Below are 23,770 nucleotides of genomic sequence, written 5' to 3' on the forward strand. Positions count from 1 at the left end.
TGGGGTTGTCGTTATTGGGTATGTGGTTAGAGGAGCTTGTGCTCCATGGCGTACTTCACCAGCTCGGCCAGGGAGGTGATATTCAGCTTTTGCATCAGCCGCGCCTTGTGGGTGCTGATGGTCTTGCTGCTCAACGCCAGTTGCTGGGCGATGTCATTGACGTTGGCGCCCTGGGCCAGGCGCTCGAACACCGAAAATTCACGCTCGGACAGCAGCGAATGCAAGGGCCTTGAATCCGTCAGGCCGACCTCGAAGACCATGCGGTCCGCCAGGTCCGGGTCGATGTAACGCCCGCCGGCGGCGACCTTGCGAATCGCCATCAGCAGCAGCGCCGGGTCGCTGTCCTTGGTGGCGTAGCCCGCAGCGCCCACCTTCAAGGCGCGAGCGGCCATTTGCGCCTCATCGTGCATCGACAGCACCAGGATCGCCGGCGGATTGCTCAGCGCCCGAATGCGCGCAATCGCTTCCAGGCCATTCACGCCTGGCATCGAGATGTCCAGCAACACCACCTCGCAAGGCACATGGCGCAAGGTCTCGAGCAACTGCTCGCCATTACTCGCCTCCCCCACCACCAGCAGGTCTTTAGCCAGGCCGATCAATTGCTTGATGCCTTCACGAACAATGGTGTGGTCTTCGGCTACCAGTACACGGATCACAAGGGCTTCCTCTTATCGTTATGCATCCAACGGAACGGTGACACTCAGGGTGGTGCCCTCGCCCAATTGACTGTCCAGGCTCAGTTGCCCGCCCATGATCAGCACCCGCTCGCGCATCCCCACCAGGCCAAACGACACCGGGCGCCCCTGGGCCTGGACGAAACCGACGCCATCGTCGCTGATGGTCAGGCGCAGGTCGGTGCCTTCCACCGCCAGGGTCAGTTCGACAGTATGCGCCTGGGCATGGCGCATCACATTGGTCAGTGCCTCTTGCAGGATACGGAACAGGCCGATGGCCTTGGCATCGCTCAAGGTCGGCAGGTTATCCGGTACCTGCACCAGGCAAGGGATTTGCGTGCGCGCTTCGAAACGCCGGGCTTGCCATTCAATCGCCGAGGCAATACCGGCGTCGAGAATCGGCGGGCGCAGCGCCGTCGCCACGTCCCGCACCAACTGGAACAGTTGGGCGATCAGGCGCTTCATGCTGTTCAAGCGCTCATGCAGGCCAGGATCCAGTTGCGCATAGGACAGCTCGCACATGGAGGTTTCCAGCTTGAGCACCGTGAGCATTTGCCCGAGTTCGTCGTGCACTTCCCGGGCGATGCGGGCTTTTTCTTCTTCGCGCACGGTTTCCAGGTGGGCGGACAACTCGCGCAGTTGCGCTTCACTTTGCATCAGGGCGGCCAGGGTGCGGCGCAGTTCGGTGACATCGTTCAGGTAGACAACCAGGTATTCGGCCTCGGCAAATCGCACAAAGCTCAAGGACACGTTGGCCGGCAGGATGCTGCCATCGGCGCGCAAACAATCGGTGGCGAAGTTCTGCGGCCCCTCTTCGCTGGCCCGTGCGCGCTTCCACAAATTGAGCCAGCGGTCCATATCCAGGGTCGGGTCGAGGTCGACCAGCGGCCGTTCGATCAGTGCACCGGGCTCGTAACCCAGCATGCTCTCGGCCGCACGATTGGCGTAGCGCACGTGGCTGTCCCAGTTGACCCACAGGATGCCGACGGTGCTCTGGTCGATGGAGAACTGCGTCAAGCGCAACGCTTCGGCACCGGCGGCACGGGCGGCGCTTTCTTCGCGGGCCGCCAGCAGGTCGTGCTCCAGCACACGTTGCTGGCGGCGCTGCCAGAACACCACGGCCAGGCTGGCGAGCAGCAACAGGCCGAGCAGCAGGCTGAGGTTCTGCCAAAGGCCTTTGGATTCGGATAAACGTGGGTATTTGGGTTGCAGCCAGCGACTGTGCAGTTGATCCAGGTCGCGGGCCGGGATCGCGCTCAGGGCACTTTCCATGATGCCGGCCAGTTCCGGCCAATCCCGGCGCGTGGCGACCCGCAGCAATTGCGGCAGGCCGATGTCCCCGACCACCGCCAGCCCGCTGAACTCGGCCTCTGCAGACAAGCGGCTTAATTGCGCTTCATCCACCACGGCATAACGCGCCTGCTGGCTGACCAACAGTTGCAAGGCCTGGCGCTCCATGGGCACGCCTTGCAGGTTGAGGCCGGGATAGGTACTGCGCAGGTAATCGGCCACGGCGCTGGGCATGCGCACGGCAACCCGGGATTGACCGTCGAGCTTCTCCAGCTCCACGGCACCACCGCCCTCGCGGATGCCGACAATGTGTTGACTCACACGCATATACGGGTCGGTGAACTGCCACAGGCGCAAACCGGCCGGGGTTTGCTGCAGGCCAGGGGCAATGTCTACCTCGTCATCGCGTACGGCCGCCTCCAACTGCTCCTGATCAGGGAAGTTGCGCCAGGTCAGCTCGATATTCAGCGCCTTGGCCAGCCACTGCATCAACTCGACATTCGCCCCGGACAAGCGCTGCAGGCGTCGGTCGTATTGCGCGTAAGGCGCCTGCAACACCACGCCCACCCGCAGCTCCGGGTGCCGGGCCAGCCATTCGCGCTGCGGCGCATTCAGCTGCGCCTGCGGTGTGGCGGGCGCGGGGGAAGCGTTTGCCATCAAGGCAAGGCACAAACAGCCGATAACCAGCAGACAGCGAAAACCCATGATCCACGTCTCACATCACTGACAAATACTGACCAACCCATTAGGCTGCTGGAATCACTTCTGGCCGGAAATCAACGATGTCCTATCGAAACCGTTCGGCACTGCCAGCATTGTGCCTGTCACTGCTGTTTACCAGTGCCTTTTCTGTGCAGGCTGAAGACGCACCGGCACCGGCTGCCGAAAAACCCGTCGAACGCCAACCCCTGCCCGAGCGTAGCCAGGAAGAGGCCAGCGCCCTGGAACGCAAAATCCCGCAGCAAGAGCAGCAACAGTTGCAGGCCGGCAGTGATTCATTCCTTGCCCTGTGGAAACCGGCCAACAGCGCCGAACCCGAAGGCGTGGTGATTATCGTACCGGGCGCCGGCGAAAATGCTGACTGGCCGCAAGCAATCGGCCCGTTGCGACGTAAATTGCCGGATGCCAATTGGGGCAGCCTCAGCCTGTCGTTACCGGACTTAAGCATGGACACCCTACCGCCGCGTGTCATGGAAGCGCCCAACGCCACCGTCGACACCAGCAGTAAAGACGCGAGCACCGCCGACAAGCCGATCGAGCAAGCCGCCAGCGCCGAGGCGGAAGGCACCGACCCGGCGGTGGTCCCGGGTGCCGACGAACAGGACAAGACCGACGCCTCGCGCATCTTTGCGCGCATTGATGCCGCCGTGGCCTTTGCCCAGACCCAGAGCGCACGCACGGTGGTGCTGGTGGGCCATGGCACTGGCGCCTGGTGGGCGGCGCGTTACCTGACTGAAAAACAACCCTCCCAGGTGCAGAAGCTCGTGATGGTTGCCGCCCAGACGCCTGCCGGGCGTCATCCGGATGTGCAGCAACTGGCGCCGGCGCTGAAGCTGCCGACGGCCGACGTCTTCTATCAAGACACCGCTCAAGCACGCAACAACGCCCTGGCGCGCGCCCAGGCCGCGAAGCGCTTGAAGAATGACGGCTATAAGCAGGTGTCATTGAAGACCCTGCCCGGCAACAGCGCCGCCGAGCAGGAACAGTTGTATCGCCGGGTTCGCGGCTGGTTGAGCCCGCAGGCCAGCGCCGACTGAGGATCAGCACAGAACCAATGTGGTTATCCGTGAAAGACTGGCCTCTAACGAAAATCCCGGCGCTCGCGAATCAATGAATAGGCATTGTGCAATTCACGGGTGCGCTCGGTCGCCTCACGCACTTGCGCGGGGCTGGCGCCACTGCCGGCCACCTTGTCCGGGTGGTGACGGCTCAGCAGGCGGCGATAGGCACGCTTGATGACCGACGGCTCGGTGGTAGCTGTCACGCCGAGCAAGCGCAACGCTTCCTGGTAGGTCGTGCCACGATTGACCAGCGGCTTGCGCTCAGGTGTGTAGTCGGCCGCCAACGCCTGGAGCTGTTGCGGTGTCCAGCCCAACCACTTCCCCCACAGGTCGATCAAGTCGCGCTCGGCGGCATCCGCCTTGCCGTCCGCCCAGACCATCCGCCAGCACGCCCGCAACACCCCTTCCGCCGCATGGGGCTGGGCCTTGAGCACACGCAGGTAGCGGCGTACCCGGTCGGAACCGGATTTGCCGCGGTTGAACGCCGCAATCGCGCGGCGCTGGGCCGACTCGGTCATGTCCAGTGAGCGCATTTCCTGCCGCGCCTGCTGGATATGCCCGTCTACCACACGCCCGTTGCTTTTGGCCAGGCGCCCGAGCAACACAAACAATAACTCGTCATTGCGTAACGCCGGACGCCCGCCCAAGCGCTCGCGCAACTGTGCCCAACTGTGCAGTTGCAGGCGGCGATCCAGCGCCTGCCCCAACAGCGCACCCAACAAGGCCCCCGGAATACTGGCAATGGCAAAGCCAGCCCCGGCGCCGATCAGCGTCCCTGGCCACAACATGCTACTGCCCCGCTGTCAGCAGGGTTTCGACGTGCGCCAGGCGCTCCAGCGTGCCGACATCAATCCAGCGTCCCGCCATGTGTTCCCCCGTTACCAAACCTTTCGCCATGGCCGCACGCAGCAGCGGCGCCAGCTTGAAGGCACCGGCGCTGCAACCCTCGAACAGCCGGGGGTCGAGCACTGAAATGCCACTGAAGGTCAGGTTATCGGCACCGGGCGCCGCATCATGAAGCAAGCCCTGATCAAGGTAGAAATCACCGCCCGAGGGGTGATGTGCCGGGTTGTCGACCATCACCAGATGAGCCAGGCCCTTAAGCGGCTGCTTGAGTCGGGTGAAGTCGTAGTCGGTCCAGATATCGCCGTTGACCACCAGGAACGGCTCATCCCCCAGCAGCGGCAGCGCCTGGAAAATCCCGCCGCCGGTTTCCAGCGGTTCGCCCTCCGGGGAATAGCGGATACGCAAGCCGAACTGCGCGCCATCCCCCAGGTAGCGCTCGATCTGCTGGCCGAGCCAGGCATGGTTGATCACCACATCGGTAAAGCCGGCCTTGGCCAGCGCCTCCAGGTGGTACTCGATCAGGCGCTTGCCGCCGGCCTGCACCAGCGGCTTGGGCGTGTGCAAGGTGAGCGGACGCATCCGCTCGCCTTTGCCGGCGGCCAGGATCATGGCCTTCATACGCTGGCCTCTGCGGGCTGCCGCAGGCTGGTCAGTAACTCAGCCAGTTCGCTCAACTCCGGGCGATCGGCCAGCACCGCCTCTATATAAGCAAAGAAGCGCGGTACGTCGGCCAGGTAGCGTGGCTTGCCGTCGCGATGGCAGATGCGCGCAAAGATACCGATGACCTTGAGGTGGCGCTGCACGCCCATCAGGTCGCTGGCGCGCAGGAAGTCTTCGAAATCCGGCTGTACCGGAATGCCGGCCTGGCCCGCACGTTCCCAGTAGTCGCGCTGCCATTCCCGCACACGGGCCTGGGGCCAGCTGAGAAAGGCGTCCTTGAACAGGCAGGTAATGTCGTAGGTGACCGGACCATACACCGCGTCCTGAAAATCCAGCACGCCAGGGTTAGGCTCGCTGATCATCAGGTTGCGTGGCATATAGTCGCGGTGCACCAGCACTTTGGGTTGCGCCAGGGCGCTGTCGATCAAGTGATCGCTGACACGCTGCCAAAGTGCCTGCTGCCGGGTATCCAGCTCGAGACCCAAGTGTCGGCGCACGTACCATTCGGGAAACAATTCGAGTTCACGGCGCAGCAAGGCGACGTCATAGCTGGGCAGTGGTGCGTCCATCGGCAACTGCTGATAAGCCAGCAAGGCGTCAATGGCATCGGCAAACAATTGATCGGCGTTTTCGTCGTTTATCACGTCCAGGTAGGTTTTTCTGCCCAGGTCATTGAGCAAAAGAAAGCCTCGCGGCAAGTCTTGTGCATAAATTTTTGGAACATTTATTCCCGACGTCGACAACAAATAAGCGATATCGACGAAAGGCTTGCAGTTTTCCTGAGGGGGCGGCGCGTCCATTACCACGAAAGTCCGACCGCCGCCTTCCCAACGGAAATAGCGCCTGAAACTCGCGTCGCTGCTGGCCGCGGTCAATGTGGCCGGGGGTACGGCACCCCAGCCTTGAGCGTTGAAAAGGATCGGCAACTGCTCATCCAGCCAGACTTCCAGCTGCTGTAAACGTAGATCTTGCTCGGGCATTACAAGGGTCTCCGACGGCGCTAGCCGTCAAGCGGGTCATGCTTTATTATCACGCATCTTTTTCAGACCATCGAGAGGCGTGCGGCCCAAACCGCGGGCAGATGGCACGCAGGAAGCCCGGACTAATAAGATGGCATTGAAATCCCCCGCGTTTCGTAGAAAATTTCCGTTGCTGGTAACCGGCAGTCTGCTGGTCATGCAACCCTTCGCCACCTCATTCGTGGTCGCCGCGGAACAGTATGACTGCTCAGTCTCTGCTTCGGGTGCCTGGGACTGCGCGCCGAAGACCGCCGCCGCCCCATTGCCACCGCGCCCGGTGCATGACGGCGCAGCCGTCAGCTCGGCCAACAGCACGGCGCAGGCCGACGCTGGCGGCAGTGCCGAAGCCGAGCCGAAGACCGCACTGGTCACCGAGTCCAAGGGCCGTGGCCTGCGTTCGCGCAGCGCCGACTACAGCCACTTGGACTGGGTGCCTCGCGAAAAGTTGACCGCAGCCCAGCTGGCGGAAACCGGTCCTTACTGCGGCGGTGCGTACATCGAGCCAACTCGTCCTGGCATGAACGACAAGACGAACAAGAGCGATGCGCCCACCTTCATCGGTGCCAAGGCCTCTCGTTACGAGCAGGAACAACAAGTCGCAACCCTGGCCGGTGACGTCGTCATGCGCCAGGGCAGCATGCAGCTGGAGTCGGAAGAAGCCAGCCTGTACCAGGCCGAGAACCGTGGCGAGCTGAACGGTAACGTGCGACTGCGCGACAACGGTGCATTGATCGTCGGCGACCACGCCCAGGTTCAACTGGATACCGGCGCTGCGCAGATCGACAACGCCGAATACGTGCTGCACAAGTCGCGTATCCGCGGTAACGCGCTGTACGCCAAGCGCGCCGAAAACGCGATCATCCGCCTCAAGGACGGTACCTACACCACCTGCGAGCCGGACAGCAACGCCTGGCAGCTCAGGGGCAACAACATCACGTTGAACCCGGCCACCGGTTTCGGTACTGCCACCAACGCGACGCTGCGGATCAAGAACATTCCGATCCTGTACACCCCTTACATCTACTTCCCGATCGACGACCGTCGTCAGTCCGGCTTCCTGCCACCGAGCTTCAGCACCGGCAGCGAAACCGGCTTTACCCTGGTCACGCCGTACTACTTCAACCTGGCACCAAACTACGATGCCACGTTGTACCCGCAATACATGACCAAGCGCGGCATGATGATGGAAGGCGAATTCCGCTACCTCACCAAGTCCAGCGAAGGCCAGTTCGGCGGCGCGTACCTGAACGACGACAACGACGAACGCAAGAAGCAGACCGACTACGAAAAAACCCGCTACATGCTCAATTGGCAGCACAAGGGCGGGCTGGATTCGCGTGTACTGACCCAGGTCGACTACACCACGATCAGTGACCCTTACTACTTCCAGGACCTCAAGTCCTACCAGGAAGGTGTCGAGAGCCGCGACTACGTCAACCAGCAGGGCTCCGTGGCTTATCGCGGTGACACCTTCCAGGCACGCCTGAACCTGCAGGCTTACCAGCTGGCGACGATCTCCCAGGTCACGCCGTATAACCGCCTGCCGCAGATCACCTTCAACGGTACCCTGCCTTATCATCCGGGTGGCTTGAACTTCAGCTATGAGACCGAAGCCGTACGCTTTGATCGTGACCTGGAAAACGGCAATTTCAGCAATGAGAACGGGGACATCGAGCGCCGCCTCGACACTTATGTCCGCGGTCTTACCCGTGCCAATGGCACGCGCCTGAACGTAGCGCCGGCTGTCGAGTACCCGATGAACTGGACCTACGGCTTTGTAACGCCGAAGCTCAAGTACGTGTACACCAAGTACGATCTGGACCTGGATAACATCGGCAAGAACCAGATCATTGCTGATCAGAATGCGGCAACCGCAGCCAACCCGTACGCGGGCGGCACCTTCAAGAGCTCCCAGGACCGTGCGGTTCCGGTGGCCAGCGTCGACAGCGGCCTGTACTTCGATCGCAACACCAACTGGTTCGGCAAGGATTATCGCCAGACCCTCGAGCCGCGTGCGTTCTACCTGTACGTGCCGAACAAGGACCAGGCCGATATCCCGGTCTTCGACACCAGCGAATACTCGTTCAGCTACGCGTCACTGTTCCGCGACAACCGCTTCAGCGGCTCCGACCGTATCGGCGACGAGAACAAGCTGTCCCTGGGCTTGACCAGCCGGTGGATCGAAGAAAACGGTTTCGAGCGTCAACGCGTATCCGTGGGACAGGCTGTGTACTTCAAGGATCGTGAAGTACAACTGCCTGGCATCCTGGCGGCTGACCGTGCCGATGCACAGTCCGACGTATCGCCCGTTGCCCTGGACTACGAGTTCCGCTTCAACCGCGACTGGCGCGCCACTGCCGACTACAACTGGGATACCGAGGAGCACAGCCCTCGTTCCGGTAGCGCGATGCTTCACTACCAGCCGGAAGACAACCCGAACAAGATCATCAACGTCGGTTATCGCTATCGTAACGACCAGGTCGTCTACAACCAGTTGACCGGCAAATGGCAGTTCGGTGGCGACTACGGTCAACCAGGCGATCCGAACTACGTGAAGGATTACTACAAAATCCAACAACACGACTTCTCGATGATGTGGCCGATCATTCCCCAGTGGAACCTGATCACCCGCTGGCAGTATGACTACGCTCGCAACCGTACCCTGGAAGCCTTCGGTGGTTTCGAGTACGACAACTGCTGCTGGAAACTGCGCGTCATCAACCGTTACTGGGTTTCCAACGACGAATACAGCCAGATCGCCCCGCTTAACGAAAAGGGTGACCACGGGCTCTTCCTGCAGATCGTCCTCAAAGGACTCGGCGGCCTGACCGGCGCCAAGGTAGAGAGCTTCCTCGACAAAGGCATTGAAGGTTATCGTGAACGTGAAGACCAAGCTTTCTGATTGTCTGCGCCCGCTAGTGCTGGGCGCGCTGTTCCTGGGCACCGTATCGGCTCACGCTGCGGTTCAGCAACTGGATAAAGTAGTGGCCATCGTCGATAACGACGTGATCATGCAAAGCCAACTGGACCAGCGCGTCAAGGAAGTGCAGCAAACCATCGCCAAGCGTGGCGGCGGCGTGCCACCGACCAGCGTGCTGGACCAGCAGGTACTGGAACGCCTGATCGTCGAAAACCTGCAACTGCAGATCGGCGAGCGTTCCGGCATCCGCATTTCGGACGAAGAACTGAACCAGGCGGTCGGCACCATCGCTCAGCGCAACAACATGAGCATTGATCAATTCCGCGCGGCCCTGGCCCACGACGGTCTTTCGTATGAAGACGCCCGTGACCAGATCCGCCGCGAAATGATCATCAGCCGTGTGCGCCAGCGTCGCGTTGCCGAGCGGGTCCAGGTATCCGAGCAGGAAGTGAAGAACTTCCTGGCCTCGGACCTGGGCAAGATGCAGCTTTCCGAAGAACTGCACCTGGCCAATATCCTGATCCCGACCCCGGACAGTGCCAACTCCGAGCAGCTGAATGCGGCAGCGGCGAAAACCCAGGCTATCTATGATCGCCTGAAAGCCGGCGCTGACTTTGCCCAGATGGCCATTGCCCAGTCCGGCAGCGACAACGCCCTTGAAGGTGGTGATATGGGCTGGCGTAAAGCGGCTCAACTGCCACCTCCGTTCGACCGTGAACTGAGTGCCATGGAAGTGGGTGGCATCACCCAGCCAGCCCGCACCCCAGGCGGCTTCATCATCCTGAAGTTGCTGGAACGTCGCGGTGGCGAGACCTCGCTGAAAGACGAAGTGCATGTTCGTCATATCCTGGTCAAACCAAGCGAAATCCGCACCGAGGCCCAAACCAAGGAACTGGCCCAGAAGATCTATGACCGCATCGAAAGCGGTGAAGACTTCGCCACCCTGGCCAAGAGCTTCTCGGAAGACCCGGGTTCCGCCCTCAACGGTGGCGACCTGAACTGGATCGACCCGAAAGCCCTGGTGCCTGAGTTCCAGCAGGTAATGGCCGATACTCCGCAAGGCGTACTGTCCAAGCCGTTCAAGACCCAATATGGCTGGCATGTACTGGAAGTCCTTGGTCGTCGCGCCACCGACAACACCAGCCAGGCCCGCGAGCAGCAGGCGCTGAACGTACTGCGTAACCGCAAATACGACGAAGAGCTGCAGACCTGGCTGCGTCAGATCCGTGACGAAGCCTACGTGGAAAACAAGCTGCCAGGCGCCGAGCAAACAGGCACCGACCAGGCAGCTCCGTGAAACCCCAGCGTTTCGCCGTGACACCCGGCGAGCCGGCCGGCATTGGTCCAGACCTGTGCCTGCTGCTCGCCTCGCACCCCCAGCCGCACCCCCTGATTGCCATTACCAGCCGCGACCTGCTCCTTGAGCGGGCCGCGCAGCTGGGTGTGGTCGTCAATCTGCTGGACGTGGGACCGGGCAACTGGCCCGACCTGCCGGCGCCCGCCGGCAGCTTGTATGTGTGGAACACCCCGCTGCAAGCCAAGGTCGTTGCCGGGCAACTCAACAAGGCCAACGCGGCGTTCGTCCTGGAAACCCTGACCCGCGCGGGGCAAGGCTGCATCGACGGCGACTTCGCCGGCATGATCACCGCGCCGGTCCACAAGGGCGTGATCAACGAATCGGGCATTGCGTTTTCCGGCCACACCGAGTTCCTGGCCGAGCTGACCAACACCGCTCAAGTCGTCATGATGCTGGCCACACGCGGCCTGCGGGTCGCCCTGGTGACCACGCACCTGCCATTGCGCGACATTGCCGACGCCATCACCGCCGAGCGTGTGGAGCGCGTTACGCGCATCCTGCATGCCGACCTGCAACAAAAATTCGGCATCGCCCAACCGCGCATCCTGGTCTGCGGGCTCAACCCCCACGCCGGCGAAGGCGGACACTTGGGCCATGAAGAAATCGACATCATTGAACCAACCCTGGAGCGTCTGCGCCAAGAAGGCATGGACCTGCGTGGCCCACTGCCAGCAGACACTCTGTTTACCCCCAAATATCTGGAGCACTGCGACGCAGTGCTGGCGATGTACCATGACCAGGGGCTGCCCGTGCTGAAATACAAAGGCTTCGGCGCCGCAGTCAACGTGACACTGGGCCTGCCGATCATCCGCACCTCCGTCGACCATGGCACCGCCCTGGACCTGGCAGGCAGCGGCAAGATCGATACCGGCAGCCTGCACGTGGCCCTGGAAACCGCCTATCAGATGGCCGAGACCCGTATATGACCGAGCATTACCAACACCGGGCGCGCAAGCGCTTCGGGCAAAACTTCCTGCACGACGCCGGCGTGATCGACCGTATCCTGCGCTCCATCCATGCCAAGCCAGAAGACCGCCTGCTGGAAATCGGCCCGGGCCAGGGCGCGTTGACCCAAGGCTTGCTCGCCAGTGGCGGCCAACTGGACGTGGTGGAACTGGACAAGGACCTGATCCCGATCCTCAACCAGCAGTTCGCCGACAAGCCCAACTTCAACCTGCATCAGGGCGATGCACTGAAGTTCGATTTCAATACCCTCAACGCCGCGCCTAATAGCCTGCGTGTGGTGGGTAACCTGCCGTACAACATCTCCACACCGCTGATTTTCCACCTGCTGAACAACGCCGGGATCATCCGCGACATGCACTTCATGCTGCAAAAAGAAGTGGTGGAACGCCTGGCTGCCGGCCCTGGTGGTGGTGATTGGGGCCGATTGTCGATCATGGTTCAGTACCACTGCCGCGTCGAACACCTGTTCAATGTCGGCCCGGGCGCATTCAACCCGCCGCCGAAGGTCGATTCGGCCATCGTGCGCCTGGTGCCTCACGCCGTGCTGCCACACCCGGCCAAGGATCACAAATTGCTGGAACGCGTGGTGCGTGAAGCGTTCAACCAGCGCCGCAAGACACTGCGCAACACACTCAAGGCCCTGCTGAGCAACGCCGAGATCGAAGCAGCCGGCGTCGACGGCAGCCTGCGCCCCGAGCAACTGGACCTCGCCGCGTTCGTGCGCCTGGCCGACCAACTTGCCATCCAGCCTGCGCCAGTCGCCGACTGAAACCCCCAGGCATGGCCAGACACATGTCTGGCCTAGTGCCCACCTCTTGGCCTAGACTGATCCGCATCTGCTGTCCTCCGCTTTTGCTTTTAAGGCCTCTTGCATGTCCGATCCTCGCTACCAGATCGACGTCAGCGTCGTCACCCGCTTCCTCGCGGACCAATCGCAACCTGAACAGAACCGCTTCGCCTTTGCCTACACCATCACGGTGAAAAACAACGGGCAGGTGCCGGCCAAGCTGCTGTCACGCCACTGGGTGATCACCGACGGTGACGGTCAGGTCGAGGAAGTTCGCGGCGCAGGCGTTGTCGGCCAACAACCGTTGATCGACATTGGCGCCAGCCACACTTACAGCAGCGGCACGGTAATGACCTCCAAGGTCGGCACCATGCAAGGCTCGTATCAGATGAAAGCCACTGATGGCAAACTGTTCGACGCCATCATCAAGCCTTTCCGCCTCGCCGTACCAGGCGCCCTGCACTGATGGCAACGTACGCGGTCGGCGACCTGCAAGGCTGTCTGGAGCCTCTCAAGTGCCTGCTTGAACGGGTGGCCTTCGACCCGGCGAACGATCGCCTGTGGCTGGTAGGCGACCTGGTCAATCGCGGCCCCGAGTCCCTGGAAACGCTACGTTACCTGTATAGCCTGCGGGATTCCCTGGTGTGCGTACTGGGCAACCATGACCTGCACCTGCTGGCGGCCGGCAATAACATCGAGCGCCTGAAAAAGGGCGATACCCTGCGGGAAATCCTCGAGGCGCCAGATCGTGCACAACTGCTTGACTGGCTGCGTCGACAAAAGATCATGCATTACGACGAAAGCCGCAATATGGCCTTGGTCCATGCCGGTATCCCGCCGCAGTGGACGCTGAAAAAAGCCCTCAAGTGCGCCGCCGAAGTCGAAAACGCCCTGGCCGATGACAGCCTGTACACCGCCTACCTCGACGGCATGTATGGCAACGAGCCAGTGAAGTGGGACAACGACCTTACCGGCGTCGCCCGCCTGCGGGTGATTACCAACTATTTCACACGCATGCGCTTCTGCACCGCCGAGGGCAAGCTGGACCTCAAGAGCAAGGAAGGCGCCGACACGGCACTGCCCGGCTACAAACCATGGTTTGCCCACAAGGAACGCAAGACCCGCGACACCAGGATAATCTTTGGTCACTGGGCAGCCCTTGAAGGCAAGTGCGACGAACCGGGCGTATTCGCCCTCGACACCGGCTGCGTATGGGGCGGCGCCATGACCCTGATGAACATCGACACCGGCGAGCGTCACGGCTGCCAGTGCCCACCCACTCTTCCCGTTACCCTGCCGGCTGCAGCCAGGCCATAGGAGCCCACCATGAGCGAATTCAAACGTATCCCTCCCGAACAAGCCCAGGCCCTGCGCGAGCAAGGTGCAGTGGTGGTCGATATCCGTGACCAGCCTACTTACGCCGCCGCCCATATCTCTGGCGCCCAGCACCTGGACAACGTCAACATCGCCGATTTCATCCGTACCGCCGACCTTGATGCACCGCTGATCGTGGCCTGCTACCACGGCAATTCCAGCCAGAGCGCAGCCGCCTACCTGGTCAGCCAGGGCTTCTCCGACGTCTACAGCCTGGATGGTGGCTTTGAGCTGTGGCGTACGACGTATCCTGCAGAAATTGCCTCCGGCGATTCGCAATAATTTTTTTCACACCCCGCTACCCCGCGTGACGCTTGGGCTCGCGCCGTTTCTGACGAACGGCGCAGTCAAACTAATTGCGCATCGCGCCTTGCCCTCTCAGATTCCGAACTATCCTTAAGCGCAGGCCATCCGAATCAGGGGAGAGCCGGTACACCGGCGTACGGGTCATCGGTAGCGTTTCAGGGTGTTCTGGGGGGAAAACAGCCATTGGCGTTCGTCAATGACTGCCAGCATCGACTGATAGATCCGGCGTCGGCTCCACGTATCGAGCGAGGTGACGACGTCATGAGTATTTTCAGCCACTTCCAACAACGCTTCGCGTCCACACAGCAGGAAGAACTCACGCTGCAAGAGTATCTCGAGCTGTGCAAGCAGGACCGCAGCACCTACGCATCTGCCGCCGAACGCCTATTATTGGCGATCGGCGAGCCGGAGCTGGTGGAAACCGCCAACAATTCGCGCCTGTCGCGAATATTTTCCAACAAGGTGATCCGCCGCTATCCGGCCTTTGAAGACTTCCATGGGATGGAAGAATGCATCGACCAGATCGTCTCCTACTTCCGCCATGCCGCCCAAGGCCTGGAAGAGAAGAAACAGATCCTCTACCTGCTCGGCCCCGTTGGCGGTGGTAAATCGTCCCTGGCCGAAAAACTCAAGCAACTGATCGAGAAGGTGCCCTTCTACGCCATCAAGGGCTCACCGGTCTTCGAGTCGCCCCTGGGCCTGTTCAACGCCACGGAAGATGGCGCGATCCTCGAAGAAGACTTCGGCATCCCACGACGCTACCTCAACACCATCATGTCGCCCTGGGCCACCAAGCGCCTGGCCGAGTTTGGCGGCGATATCAGCCAGTTCCGCGTGGTGAAACTCTACCCGTCGATCCTCAACCAGATCGGCGTGGCCAAGACCGAACCGGGCGACGAGAACAACCAGGACATTTCGGCGCTGGTGGGCAAGGTCGATATCCGCAAACTGGAAGAATTCCCGCAGAACGACGCCGACGCCTACAGCTACTCGGGCGCACTGTGCCGGGCCAACCAGGGCCTGATGGAATTCGTGGAAATGTTCAAGGCGCCGATCAAGGTGCTGCACCCACTGCTCACCGCCACCCAGGAAGGCAACTACAACAGTACCGAAGGCCTGGGCGCGATTCCGTTCACCGGGATCCTGCTGGCCCACTCCAACGAATCGGAATGGCACACCTTCCGCAACAACAAGAACAATGAAGCCTTCATCGACCGGATCTACATCGTCAAGGTGCCGTACTGCCTGCGGGTCAGCGATGAAATCAAGATCTACGACAAGCTGCTGTTCAACAGCTCGCTGGCCAAGGCCCATTGCGCACCCGACACCCTGAAGATGCTCGCCCAGTTCACCGTGCTGTCGCGCCTCAAGGAGCCGGAAAACTCGAATATCTATTCGAAGATGCGCGTCTACGACGGCGAGAACCTCAAGGACACCGATCCCAAGGCCAAGTCGATCCAGGAATATCGCGACACAGCGGGCGTGGATGAAGGCATGAACGGCCTGTCGACGCGCTTTGCGTTCAAGATCCTGTCCAAGGTCTTCAACTTCGACCCCCATGAGATCGCGGCCAACCCGGTGCACCTGCTGTATGTGCTGGAGCAGCAGATCGAACAGGAACAATTCCAGGCCGAAACCCGCGAACGCTACCTGCGCTTCCTCAAGGAATACCTCGCGCCGCGCTACATCGAGTTTATCGGCAAGGAAATCCAGACCGCGTACCTGGAGTCCTACAGCGAGTACGGCCAGAACATCTTCGACCGCTACGTGCTGTATGCGGACTTCTGGATCCAGGACCAGGAATACCGCGACCCGGAAACCGGCGAAATCCTCAACCGCGTAGCCCTCAACGAAGAATTGGAAAAGATCGAAAAACCCGCCGGCATCAGCAATCCGAAGGATTTCCGCAACGAAATCGTCAACTTCGTACTGCGTGCCCGCGCCAACAACAACGGCAAGAACCCTACCTGGCTCAGCTACGAGAAGCTGCGGGTGGTCATCGAGAAGAAAATGTTTTCCAACACCGAGGATCTGCTGCCGGTCATCAGCTTCAATGCCAAGGCCAGCAAGGAGGACCAGCAAAAACACAACGACTTCGTCACACGAATGGTCGAGCGCGGCTACACCGACAAACAGGTACGACTGCTCTCCGAGTGGTACCTGCGGGTACGCAAATCGCAGTAAGGCAGCGATGGGCGTCCACTGCCAGGTCATGGACCTGGCAGTTGACCGCTTGTCTCTAAGCTTCCAGCTCGCCGCTTGAAGCTTGTAACGTGAAGCTGCCCGGAGGGCTCCTCATGAGCTATGTGATCGACCGACGCCTTAATGGCAAGAACAAGAGCACGGTAAACCGCCAGCGTTTCCTGCGGCGTTACCGTGACCACATCAAAAAGGCTGTTGAAGAGGCCGTCAGCCGCCGTTCCATTACAGACATGGAGCATGGCGAACAAATCAGCATTCCCGGACGCGACATCGACGAACCGGTGCTGCACCACGGCCGGGGCGGCAAGCAGACTGTCGTGCACCCCGGCAATAAAGAGTTCACCACCGGCGAGCATATCCAGCGCCCGCAGGGCGGTGGCGGCGGTAAAGGCCCGGGCAAGGCCGGCAACTCCGGCGAAGGCATGGACGAGTTCGTGTTCCAGATCACCCAGGAAGAATTCCTCGAGTTTATGTTCGAAGACCTGGAACTGCCCAACCTGGTCAAACGTAACCTGACCGGCACCGATACCTTCAAGACCGTACGCGCCGGGATCAGCAACGAAGGCAACCCCTCTCGAATCAACATCATCCGCACGCTGCGCTCGGCCCATGCGCGGCGTATCGCCCTGTCGGGCAGCAGCCGCGCCAAATTGAGGGCGGCGAAGGAAGAGTTGGCGCGTTTAAAGCGCGAAGAGCCGGACAACTTCGGCGATATCCAGGAAATCGAGGTGGAAATAGAGAAACTCAGCGCGCGCATCCACCGCGTACCGTTCCTCGATACCTTTGACCTCAAGTACAACCTGCTGGTCAAGCAGCCCAACCCCAGCTCAAAAGCCGTGATGTTTTGCCTGATGGACGTGTCAGGCTCGATGACCCAGGCGACCAAGGACATCGCCAAGCGTTTCTTTATCCTGCTGTACCTGTTTCTGAAGCGGAACTACGACAAGATCGACGTGGTGTTCATCCGCCATCACACCAGCGCACGGGAAGTGGATGAGGAGGAGTTTTTCTACTCGAGGGAAACCGGCGGCACCATCGTGTCCAGCGCCTTGAAGCTGATGCAGGAGATCATGGCCGAGCGCTACCCGGCCAACGAGTGGAATATCTACGCGGCCCAGGCCTCCGACGGCGACAACTGGAACGACGATTCGCCGATCTGCCGCGACATCCTGATCAACCACATCATGCCGTTTGTGCAGTACTACACTTACGTCGAAATCACCCCCCGTGAGCACCAGGCACTGTGGTTCGAATACGAGCGCATCGGCGAAGCCTTTGCCGACACGTTCGCACAACAGCAACTGGTCTCGGCCGGCGATATCTATCCGGTCTTCCGTGAACTCTTCCAGCGCAGGTTAGTGACATGACCGCCAAAAAAGAGACTAAGCGCCAACCCATTTCCACCGGCTCCGAGTGGACCTTTGAACTGATCCAGGCCTATGACCGGGAAATCAGCCGCATCGCGGCGGGTTATGCCCTGGACACCTACCCCAACCAGATCGAAGTGATCACGGCCGAACAGATGATGGATGCCTACGCCTCCGTCGGTATGCCCCTGGGTTACCACCACTGGTCATACGGCAAACACTTCCTCAGTACCGAAAAGTCGTACACCCGGGGCCAGATGGGCCTGGCCTACGAGATCGTGATCAACTCCGACCCGTGCATCGCCTACCTGATGGAAGAAAACACCATCTGCATGCAGGCGCTGGTGGTGGCCCATGCCTGCTATGGGCACAACAGTTTCTTCAAGGGCAACTACCTGTTCCGCACCTGGACCGACGCCAGCTCGATCATCGATTACCTGATGTTCGCCAAGCAGTACATCATGCAGTGCGAGGAGCGCCACGGTATCGACGCCGTGGAGGACTTGCTCGACTCCTGCCATGCCCTGATGAACTATGGCGTCGACCGCTACAAGCGCCCATACCCTATTTCTGCCGAGGAAGAGCGCCTGCGCCAGAAGGAGCGCGAGGAGCACCTGCAGAAGCAGATCAACGACCTGTGGCGCACCATTCCCAAACGCGCCGGCAAGAACAGCGACAAGGACAACGCGCGGTTCCCCGCCGAACCCCAGGAAAACATCCTGTATTTCCTGGAAAAGCACGCACCGCTGCTGGAGCCGTGGCAACGGGAAATCGTGCGTATAGTACGCAAGATCGCCCAGTACTTTTACCCACAGCGCCAGACCCAGGTGATGAACGAAGGTTGGGCGACGTTCTGGCACTACACGCTGATGAACGACCTGTACGACGAAGGCCTGGTCACCGACGGCTTCATGATGGAGTTCCTGACGTCCCACACCAGCGTGGTGTTCCAACCCGGCTTCGACAGCCCGTATTACAGCGGGATCAACCCTTACGCGCTGGGTTTTGCCATGTACCGCGATATTCGGCGCATGTGCGAACACCCCACCGATGAAGACCGCCGCTGGTTCCCGGAAATCGCCGGCAGTGACTGGCTGTCGACGATCAAGTTCGCCATGAGCAGCTTCAAGGATGAGAGCTTTATCCTGCAGTACCTCTCACCCCAGGTGATCCGCGACCTCAAACTGTTCAGCATCCTGGATGATGACCTCAAGGATGACCTGGTGGTGCCGGCCATCCACGATGAACCCGGCTACCGCACCATCCGTGAAACCCTGGCGGCGCAATACAACCTGGGCAACCGTGAGCCCAACGTGCAGATCTACAGCATCGATGTGCGCGGCGACCGCTCTCTGACCCTGCGCCACCAGCAGCACGACCGCAAACCCCTGGGCGAATCCACCGAAGAAGTGCTCAAGCACCTGCATCGGCTCTGGGGCTTCGACATCCACCTGGAAACCCTGCAAGGCGACCAAGTGATGAAGACCCACCATGTGCCACCGCGCAACGATCACAACGACAACGACTACGGCCGCCTGGACCTGGCCGTCGTTCATCTCTGAAACAGCAAAGCCTCCATTGGCCAGGCACAGGCGGTATCCTGTGCCGCTAATGGAGGCTTTTTCATGAAAATCTACAAAGTCGGCGGCGCCGTGCGTGACCGCCTGCTGGGCATCAAGGTCACCGATGTCGACCGCGTGGTCGTCGGCGCGAGCACCCAAGAGATGCTCGCCAAGGGTTTCAAGCCAGTGGGTTCGGACTTCCCGGTGTTCCTGGACCCGAAAAACGGCGATGAGTACGCCCTGGCCCGCACCGAGCGCAAGAGTGGTCGGGGTTACGGTGGTTTTGTGTTTCACGCCAGCCCCGAGGTGACGCTGGAAGAAGACCTGATCCGTCGCGACCTGACCATCAACGCCATGGCCGAAGACGACGACGGTAACCTGACTGATCCGTATCACGGCCAGCGCGACCTTGAGTCCCGCATACTTCGTCACGTTTCCCCCGCATTCGCCGAAGATCCACTCAGAGTTCTCCGTGTCGCCCGTTTTGCCGCGCGCTACGCACACCTGGGTTTTACGGTAGCACCGGAGACGCTGGAGCTGATGCGTCAACTCAGCGAGTCCGGTGAATTGGAAGCCCTGACCCAAGAGCGCAGCTGGAAAGAAATCTCCAGGGCGTTGATGGAAGATCAGCCAGAGGTGTTTATCCAGGTACTTCGGGACTGTAATGCGCTGAAGATCTTGATGCCGGAAGTGGACGCACTCTTTGGCGTGCCACAACCCGAGGCCCATCACCCCGAGATCGACACGGGTGTGCACACCTTGAGCGTGCTGGAACAAGCTGCCGTGCACAAACAGCCCCTGACCGTACGCTGGGCCTGCCTGCTGCATGACCTGGGCAAGGGCCTGACGCCTGTGGATAAGTTACCGCAGCACATCGCTCATGAGCATCGAGGCTTGAAGCTGATCAAGGCCGTCAATGAGCGCTTCAAAGTGCCAAGGGATTGCCAGGAATTGGCGCTATTGGTGGGCCAGTATCACACCCACGGTCATCGCGCGCTGGAGCTGAAAGCCTCGACGCTGCTGGAGTTGCTGCAAAGTTTTGACGTATACCGCAGGCCACAGCGCTTTGAGGAGTTTGTGGTCGCCTGCGAAATGGATGCCCGGGGCCGCAAGGGGCTGGAGCGAAGAAGTTACCCACAGGCGGATTACTTACGCGGCGCGGCGAAAGCAGCGCGCGAGGTTGCAGTTGCGCCACTGCTTGAGCGGGGATTCAAGGGGCCGGAGTTGGGCGAGGCGCTCAAGCGTGAACGACTCAGGGCACTCAAAGCCTACAAGGAACTACACAAACCCTTGTAGGAGCGAGTCCGGGGTGAGTTGCTGGCCCTGCCATTCAAACCCGACAGGCGCCAGCACCTGATCAATCTGAGCATCACGCCACAACGCAGCCATCGTCTTGCCCGCTTCAGGGTGCACCCGATCCGGCGCCATCATCGACAGCGGCCATAGCACAAAGGCATTTTTCAGGATCTCCGCCCGCGGCAGGATCAAACCATCGAAGTCACCCACCAACTCGCCATACAGCAGCACGTCGATATCCAGCGGCAGGCCTTTGCGATCCGGCGCATAGCGGCCATTGTCAGCCTCGATGGATTTCAAACGACGATCCAACTCCATCAATGACAGGTCGGTATAGGCCGACACCACCAGATTGAAGAAGGGCCCGCTTTTGATGCCCACCGGCTGGCTCTCGAACACCGCCGAGCAGCGCATATCCGTCAGGAAACTCGCCAACGCGTCGAGCCCGGCGCGCAGGTGGGGCTCGCGCTCGATATTACTACCGAGGCCAAGGTAAACCTGAGTCAGCGACATCCGCGCTCAATCTCCACGCCTACACCCTTGGCAGCCGGCACTGCGCCGGGCTTGGTCAGCCTGAGGTGCAGCCAGGGAATCTGGAACTCGCTCATCAGCACTTCGGCCAGGCGTTCGGCAAAGGTCTCGACCAGCTGGTACTGGGACTGCTCGGCAAAGGCCTGGATCCGCGCGGACACGCTGGCGTAATCCAGGGCCAGGGCCAGGTCGTCGCCAGCCGCAGCCGGGCGGTTATCCCAAGCGAAGCTCAGGTCCAGGCGCAGGCATTGGCGGATCCCGCGCTCCCAGTCGTAGGCCCCGATCACGGTGTCGACTTCCAGGCCTTCGATAAACACTCTGTCCAAGCTCTTCTCCGCAGCACGACAAGGGCGCGATGCCCCGTTAGAATCAGGGCATCCTCGCCCGGAATAGTTAGCATGTTTTGGTCACTGGCGATTCTCGCCTACCTGCTCGGCTCGCTGTCCTTCGCCATTTTGCTCAGCCGCCTGACGGGAAATCCCGACCCGCGAATGAGTGGTTCAGGCAATGCCGGCGCCACCAATATGTTGCGCCTGGCCGGCAAGAAGCTCGCCGTACTGACGCTGCTGGGCGACGTATGCAAGGGCCTGTTGCCCGTACTGATCGCCAACCTCGCCGGCCTGACCCTGCAGCAGCAGGCCTGGGTGGGCGTGTGCGCCGTCCTCGGCCATCTGTTTCCCCTGTACTTCCGTTTTCGCGGCGGTAAAGGTGTCGCCACGGCAGCCGGCATGCTGCTGGGGATCTACCCGCCGGCGGCATTGCTGGCCGTGCTCGCCTGGTTGCTGACGTTCTACCTGACCCGCACCAGCTCGCTGGCAGCTCTGATCGCCACACCGCTCACCCTGCCGTTGCTGGCCTGGCAGGAACCGGCGGCGCTGCTGCCGATGAGCGTGCTGACACTGCTGATCGTCTGGCGACACCGGGGCAATCTACGCGACCTGTTTGCCGGGCGCGAACGGCATTTTTAAATACCGCCAATGAGCCCGACTCATGTTGCACACTTACAAGGGCGGCAGCTGCTCCATCGGCCAGCGCGCCTGCACGCTGATCGCCAGGCTTTCGTGCTGCCCCGCCTGCAGGCGCTGACAACCGGCATAGGCGATCATCGCGCCGTTGTCGGTGCAGAACTCTGGGCGGGCGTAGAACACATCACCCTTCATATCACCGAGCATCTTTTCCAATGAACTGCGCAACGCCTTGTTGGCGCTGACGCCACCGGCGATCACCAGGCGCTTCATGCCGGCCTGTTTCAGGGCACGCTTGCACTTGATGGTCAAAGTCTCCACCACGGCCTGCTGGAACGCCAGCGCGATGTCGCAACGGGCTTGCTCACTGTCGTCCCCGGCGCTGACACTGTGCTGCCAGGTATTCAATGCGGAGGTTTTCAAGCCGCTGAAGCTGAACATCAGGCCAGGGCGATCGCACATCGGGCGCGGGAAGGTGTAGCGACCGACAACGCCTTTTTCGGCAAGGCGGGCAATTTCCGGCCCACCCGGGTAATTGAGGCCCATCATCTTCGCGGTCTTGTCGAAAGCTTCGCCGGCGGCGTCGTCCAAGGACTCGCCCAACAGCGTGTATTGACCGATTCCGTCGACCTGGACCAGCTGCGTATGCCCGCCCGAAACCAACAAAGCGACGAACGGGAACTGCGGCGGGTTTTCTTCCAGCATCGGCGCCAGTAAATGGCCTTCCATATGGTGCACGCCGAGGGCCGGAATGCCCCAGGCAAAAGCCAGCGCCTGGGCACAAGAGGCGCCAACCAGAAGGGCTCCGACCAATCCGGGGCCCGCCGTATAGGCAATCGCATCGATCTCGGTCGGCACGCAACCGGCCTCGTCCAACACCTGGCGAATCAACGGCAGCATACGTTTGACGTGATCACGACTGGCCAGCTCCGGCACAACGCCGCCATAGGCCCGATGCAAGTCGATCTGACTGAACAGTGCATCGGCCAAAAGCCCGCGTTCACTGTCGTAAAGTGCGACACCGGTTTCGTCGCAGGAGGTTTCAAGTCCCAGTACTAGCATGGGTTTGCGCCTTGTAGAGGCTGAATTCGAAGGCGCGCATAATAGTCGCCACTCCCCCTCCCGACTAGCGGTTTTCGATCAGAGGCTTTGCATTCCTGCCAATGAGGGGTTAACATCCGCAACCCTTAAAAACCGACGACCTCAGCCGCGAATTTTTTGCGACGAGAACGTTGATTCCCGGTAATGAAAGAAGGTAGCTCTGGATGCCAGCCGTCAAAGTAAAAGAGAACGAACCCTTCGACGTAGCTCTGCGTCGTTTCAAGCGCTCCTGCGAAAAAGCCGGTGTTCTGGCTGAAGTTCGTAGCCGCGAATTTTATGAGAAGCCAACTTCTGAGCGTAAGCGTAAAGCAGCAGCCGCTGTTAAGCGTCACGCCAAGAAAGTTCAGCGCGAACAGCGCCGCGCCGTTCGTCTGTACTAATACACAGACGTTCGTAGCAAGCTTCTGCCAAGCCCGGCCCTCAGCCGGGCTGTTGGCATTTGCGGATATCGCTTGATGCTTCATCGTTGACGCCGCACACGCGACTGATACACCTGCTTCAAACGTCAGGACTGGCTCTTTTGCCAGCGGTGCACGTCTCTTCTGACGAGCCTAACAAGGCTACTGACGAGCACACTCATTTTATAAGCAGGCGATCAACTGTATCGGCTGTGCCCAGCGACGAGCATCCGAGGCCACGATTGGCCGGCGCCGGACTCGAGGGCAACATTTCCAGGCCGACACACTGATTGAAACTAACGTCAGTGAATGTTCGGCAGATACACTTCCTGACAGCCCAAGCAGACGATTGATGGTCAAGCCATTCG

Annotated in this window: 22 protein-coding genes; 14 read left to right on the forward strand and 8 right to left on the reverse strand. The window is 60.7% G+C overall.

Annotated elements, in window-relative coordinates:
* Positions 1-26: 26 nt before the first annotated feature.
* The gene (locus J1N02_RS10465) at positions 27-656 is read right to left on the reverse strand and encodes a response regulator (RefSeq protein WP_027605903.1); all 630 of its coding nucleotides are present in this window, start codon (positions 654-656) and stop codon (positions 27-29) included.
* Positions 657-674: 18 nt separating this feature from the next.
* On the reverse strand, positions 675-2,669 hold the full coding sequence (locus J1N02_RS10470; protein ID WP_421147345.1) for a histidine kinase: 1,995 nt from the start codon (positions 2,667-2,669) through the stop codon (positions 675-677).
* A gap of 77 nt (positions 2,670-2,746) precedes the next feature.
* Between J1N02_RS10470 and J1N02_RS10475 the strand changes: the two genes are divergently transcribed.
* The gene (locus tag J1N02_RS10475) at positions 2,747-3,721 is read left to right on the forward strand and encodes a DUF3530 family protein (protein WP_421147346.1); all 975 of its coding nucleotides are present in this window, start codon (positions 2,747-2,749) and stop codon (positions 3,719-3,721) included.
* Between the two features lie 44 nt (positions 3,722-3,765).
* Here the strand turns inward: J1N02_RS10475 and J1N02_RS10480 are convergent, their stop codons facing one another.
* Genes J1N02_RS10480 through J1N02_RS10490 form a run of 3 tightly spaced genes read right to left on the reverse strand, consistent with a single transcriptional unit; the run spans position 3,766 to position 6,231 of the window.
* Entirely contained in the window at positions 3,766-4,533 is a 768-nt protein-coding gene (locus tag J1N02_RS10480; RefSeq protein WP_027605906.1) for a TerB family tellurite resistance protein, read from the reverse strand.
* Position 4,534: 1 nt separating this feature from the next.
* Positions 4,535-5,209, reverse strand: a complete 675-nt coding sequence (murU, locus tag J1N02_RS10485; protein WP_027605907.1) for an N-acetylmuramate alpha-1-phosphate uridylyltransferase MurU — start codon at positions 5,207-5,209, stop codon at positions 4,535-4,537.
* Positions 5,206-6,231, reverse strand: a complete 1,026-nt coding sequence (locus tag J1N02_RS10490) for an aminoglycoside phosphotransferase family protein (protein ID WP_092355514.1) — start codon at positions 6,229-6,231, stop codon at positions 5,206-5,208. Before J1N02_RS10490 ends, murU begins: the two co-directional genes overlap by 4 nt.
* 130 nt (positions 6,232-6,361) lie before the next feature.
* Here J1N02_RS10490 and J1N02_RS10495 point away from each other — a divergent pair, with 130 nt between their 5' ends.
* The 11 genes from J1N02_RS10495 to J1N02_RS10545 all read left to right on the forward strand — a co-directional run bounded on the left by J1N02_RS10495 (position 6,362) and on the right by J1N02_RS10545 (position 20,407).
* The gene (locus J1N02_RS10495) at positions 6,362-9,172 is read left to right on the forward strand and encodes an LPS-assembly protein LptD (protein WP_027605909.1); all 2,811 of its coding nucleotides are present in this window, start codon (positions 6,362-6,364) and stop codon (positions 9,170-9,172) included.
* Positions 9,147-10,487: a peptidylprolyl isomerase gene (locus tag J1N02_RS10500; protein WP_027605910.1), complete on the forward strand. Its 1,341-nt coding sequence runs from the start codon at positions 9,147-9,149 to the stop codon at positions 10,485-10,487. Before J1N02_RS10495 ends, J1N02_RS10500 begins: the two co-directional genes overlap by 26 nt.
* Complete coding sequence (gene pdxA, locus J1N02_RS10505) at positions 10,484-11,473, forward strand: 4-hydroxythreonine-4-phosphate dehydrogenase PdxA (protein WP_027605911.1); 990 nt, start codon at positions 10,484-10,486, stop codon at positions 11,471-11,473. The genes J1N02_RS10500 and pdxA overlap by 4 nt, the downstream gene beginning before the upstream one ends.
* Positions 11,470-12,282 (forward strand): 16S rRNA (adenine(1518)-N(6)/adenine(1519)-N(6))-dimethyltransferase RsmA, encoded by an 813-nt coding sequence (gene rsmA / locus J1N02_RS10510; protein WP_027605912.1) that lies wholly within the window; start codon positions 11,470-11,472, stop codon positions 12,280-12,282. Before pdxA ends, rsmA begins: the two co-directional genes overlap by 4 nt.
* Positions 12,283-12,385: 103 nt before the next feature.
* Positions 12,386-12,766 carry a Co2+/Mg2+ efflux protein ApaG gene (gene apaG / locus J1N02_RS10515; protein WP_027605913.1) on the forward strand — a complete coding sequence of 127 codons (381 nt, stop codon included), beginning with the start codon at positions 12,386-12,388 and terminating at the stop codon, positions 12,764-12,766.
* A complete protein-coding gene (locus J1N02_RS10520) occupies positions 12,766-13,617 on the forward strand; it encodes a symmetrical bis(5'-nucleosyl)-tetraphosphatase (protein WP_421147347.1) in 852 nt (283 codons plus the stop codon). Before apaG ends, J1N02_RS10520 begins: the two co-directional genes overlap by 1 nt.
* A gap of 9 nt (positions 13,618-13,626) precedes the next feature.
* The gene (glpE, locus tag J1N02_RS10525) at positions 13,627-13,956 is read left to right on the forward strand and encodes a thiosulfate sulfurtransferase GlpE (protein ID WP_027605915.1); all 330 of its coding nucleotides are present in this window, start codon (positions 13,627-13,629) and stop codon (positions 13,954-13,956) included.
* A 285-nt stretch (positions 13,957-14,241) separates the two neighbouring features.
* Positions 14,242-16,164, forward strand: coding sequence for a PrkA family serine protein kinase (locus J1N02_RS10530; protein ID WP_003194732.1), 1,923 nt, complete (start codon positions 14,242-14,244; stop codon positions 16,162-16,164).
* A gap of 113 nt (positions 16,165-16,277) precedes the next feature.
* Entirely contained in the window at positions 16,278-17,549 is a 1,272-nt protein-coding gene (locus J1N02_RS10535) for a YeaH/YhbH family protein (RefSeq protein ID WP_027605916.1), read from the forward strand.
* Entirely contained in the window at positions 17,546-19,111 is a 1,566-nt protein-coding gene (locus tag J1N02_RS10540; RefSeq protein WP_421147348.1) for a SpoVR family protein, read from the forward strand. The genes J1N02_RS10535 and J1N02_RS10540 overlap by 4 nt, the downstream gene beginning before the upstream one ends.
* Positions 19,112-19,174: 63 nt before the next feature.
* Complete coding sequence (locus tag J1N02_RS10545; protein ID WP_421147349.1) at positions 19,175-20,407, forward strand: multifunctional CCA addition/repair protein; 1,233 nt, start codon at positions 19,175-19,177, stop codon at positions 20,405-20,407.
* On the opposite strand, the gene folK is transcribed toward J1N02_RS10545, so the two are convergent.
* Entirely contained in the window at positions 20,390-20,920 is a 531-nt protein-coding gene (gene folK / locus J1N02_RS10550; RefSeq protein WP_027605919.1) for a 2-amino-4-hydroxy-6-hydroxymethyldihydropteridine diphosphokinase, read from the reverse strand. The two genes, J1N02_RS10545 and folK, sit on opposite strands and share 18 nt — an antisense overlap.
* Complete coding sequence (gene folB, locus J1N02_RS10555; RefSeq protein ID WP_027605920.1) at positions 20,911-21,264, reverse strand: dihydroneopterin aldolase; 354 nt, start codon at positions 21,262-21,264, stop codon at positions 20,911-20,913. The genes folK and folB overlap by 10 nt, the downstream gene beginning before the upstream one ends.
* 72 nt (positions 21,265-21,336) lie before the next feature.
* Here folB and plsY point away from each other — a divergent pair, with 72 nt between their 5' ends.
* Positions 21,337-21,906: a glycerol-3-phosphate 1-O-acyltransferase PlsY gene (gene plsY, locus J1N02_RS10560; protein WP_053131126.1), complete on the forward strand. Its 570-nt coding sequence runs from the start codon at positions 21,337-21,339 to the stop codon at positions 21,904-21,906.
* Between the two features lie 33 nt (positions 21,907-21,939).
* On the opposite strand, the gene tsaD is transcribed toward plsY, so the two are convergent.
* Complete coding sequence (gene tsaD, locus J1N02_RS10565; protein ID WP_027605922.1) at positions 21,940-22,965, reverse strand: tRNA (adenosine(37)-N6)-threonylcarbamoyltransferase complex transferase subunit TsaD; 1,026 nt, start codon at positions 22,963-22,965, stop codon at positions 21,940-21,942.
* A 203-nt stretch (positions 22,966-23,168) separates the two neighbouring features.
* Here tsaD and rpsU point away from each other — a divergent pair, with 203 nt between their 5' ends.
* Positions 23,169-23,384 carry a 30S ribosomal protein S21 gene (gene rpsU, locus J1N02_RS10570; RefSeq protein ID WP_002551877.1) on the forward strand — a complete coding sequence of 72 codons (216 nt, stop codon included), beginning with the start codon at positions 23,169-23,171 and terminating at the stop codon, positions 23,382-23,384.
* Positions 23,385-23,770: the final 386 nt, after the last annotated feature.

It is taken from the genome of Pseudomonas sp. NFX5 (assembly GCF_049132125.1).
Lineage (GTDB): Bacteria > Pseudomonadota > Gammaproteobacteria > Pseudomonadales > Pseudomonadaceae > Aquipseudomonas > Aquipseudomonas marginalis.

Bases quoted from the DNA above. Each gene is read 5' to 3' on its own strand.
- J1N02_RS10470 (WP_421147345.1), bottom strand. From the start codon at position 2,669: ATGGGTTTTCGCTGTCTGCTGGTTATCGGCTGTTTGTGCCTTGCCTTG.
- J1N02_RS10475 (WP_421147346.1), top strand. From the start codon at position 2,747: ATGTCCTATCGAAACCGTTCGGCACTGCCAGCATTGTGCCTGTCACTG.
- J1N02_RS10480 (WP_027605906.1), bottom strand. From the start codon at position 4,533: ATGTTGTGGCCAGGGACGCTGATCGGCGCCGGGGCTGGCTTTGCCATT.
- murU (WP_027605907.1), bottom strand. From the start codon at position 5,209: ATGAAGGCCATGATCCTGGCCGCCGGCAAAGGCGAGCGGATGCGTCCG.
- J1N02_RS10490 (WP_092355514.1), bottom strand. From the start codon at position 6,231: ATGCCCGAGCAAGATCTACGTTTACAGCAGCTGGAAGTCTGGCTGGAT.
- J1N02_RS10495 (WP_027605909.1), top strand. From the start codon at position 6,362: ATGGCATTGAAATCCCCCGCGTTTCGTAGAAAATTTCCGTTGCTGGTA.
- rsmA (WP_027605912.1), top strand. From the start codon at position 11,470: ATGACCGAGCATTACCAACACCGGGCGCGCAAGCGCTTCGGGCAAAAC.
- apaG (WP_027605913.1), top strand. From the start codon at position 12,386: ATGTCCGATCCTCGCTACCAGATCGACGTCAGCGTCGTCACCCGCTTC.
- J1N02_RS10520 (WP_421147347.1), top strand. From the start codon at position 12,766: ATGGCAACGTACGCGGTCGGCGACCTGCAAGGCTGTCTGGAGCCTCTC.
- glpE (WP_027605915.1), top strand. From the start codon at position 13,627: ATGAGCGAATTCAAACGTATCCCTCCCGAACAAGCCCAGGCCCTGCGC.
- J1N02_RS10530 (WP_003194732.1), top strand. From the start codon at position 14,242: ATGAGTATTTTCAGCCACTTCCAACAACGCTTCGCGTCCACACAGCAG.
- J1N02_RS10535 (WP_027605916.1), top strand. From the start codon at position 16,278: ATGAGCTATGTGATCGACCGACGCCTTAATGGCAAGAACAAGAGCACG.
- J1N02_RS10540 (WP_421147348.1), top strand. From the start codon at position 17,546: ATGACCGCCAAAAAAGAGACTAAGCGCCAACCCATTTCCACCGGCTCC.
- J1N02_RS10545 (WP_421147349.1), top strand. From the start codon at position 19,175: ATGAAAATCTACAAAGTCGGCGGCGCCGTGCGTGACCGCCTGCTGGGC.
- folK (WP_027605919.1), bottom strand. From the start codon at position 20,920: ATGTCGCTGACTCAGGTTTACCTTGGCCTCGGTAGTAATATCGAGCGC.
- plsY (WP_053131126.1), top strand. From the start codon at position 21,337: ATGTTTTGGTCACTGGCGATTCTCGCCTACCTGCTCGGCTCGCTGTCC.
- tsaD (WP_027605922.1), bottom strand. From the start codon at position 22,965: ATGCTAGTACTGGGACTTGAAACCTCCTGCGACGAAACCGGTGTCGCA.
- rpsU (WP_002551877.1), top strand. From the start codon at position 23,169: ATGCCAGCCGTCAAAGTAAAAGAGAACGAACCCTTCGACGTAGCTCTG.